The sequence below is a fragment of the Halorubrum sp. SP9 genome (assembly GCF_005435015.1).
GTDB lineage: Archaea > Halobacteriota > Halobacteria > Halobacteriales > Haloferacaceae > Halorubrum > Halorubrum sodomense.
The window spans coordinates 1-648 of the sequence record NZ_SGXU01000240.1; the positions used below are offsets into that span (position 1 = coordinate 1).

General features: G+C 50.3%; 1 pseudogene. It reads left to right on the plus strand.

Annotation, left to right across the window (positions count from 1 at the left end):
* Window positions 1–243, plus strand: a pseudogene (locus EXE45_RS20915) (metal-dependent hydrolase); the annotation flags it as partial.
* Between the last annotated feature and the right edge of the window lie 405 nt (window positions 244–648).

A 648-nucleotide genomic window follows, 5' to 3' on the forward strand; every position in this document is an offset into this window, starting at 1 on the left:
AGTCACCTCCTTGGCGACACCTACCGGTTCTTACTCTCCGGTGATCTGTGGGCCGCACGGGTTTTGCTGTATCCGCTGTTTCCCGTCCCGGAGTCTCCGGCTGACGATATTGCGCCGTGGATTCGACTCTTCGAAATTTATCAAGAAATGAGCACACATCCCCAGATTACCCTCATCGTTGTTGCTATCGTTGTGTTTGTGGGGCTTCGCGTGCGCCAGTATCTGGCTCCCTCTCAGAATTAATACGCTGAGAACCACCTGCTGTTTGAATTCGTTTTATGCGCAAACGTTCAGCAATCTCTCGTCGATGCGTTTCTAGTCACTGAGCACGTAGCTTTCCGAGACGATTTTGTATATATCGAATTTATGTAATTATGATCCGGTGGTTCTGAATTCACTAATATGTGGTATGGAAACCGATTTGCGTGTTCCGCTGAACGTAGCAAGCTAAAAAATGTCGCCACAAAAGAGATTTATATGAGCTAATACTTCCATGCCACTATGGGACAGACACCCAGCGACAGACTGGAGACAGTCGCGGATGTCGCTGCTGCGATCGAGGCTGCCGGAAACGAGATCACTGATTTGCGTGTCACTGTCGACGACGACGGCGGCCATGGCACAGCGCAGGTCTCGGTGCCGATTATC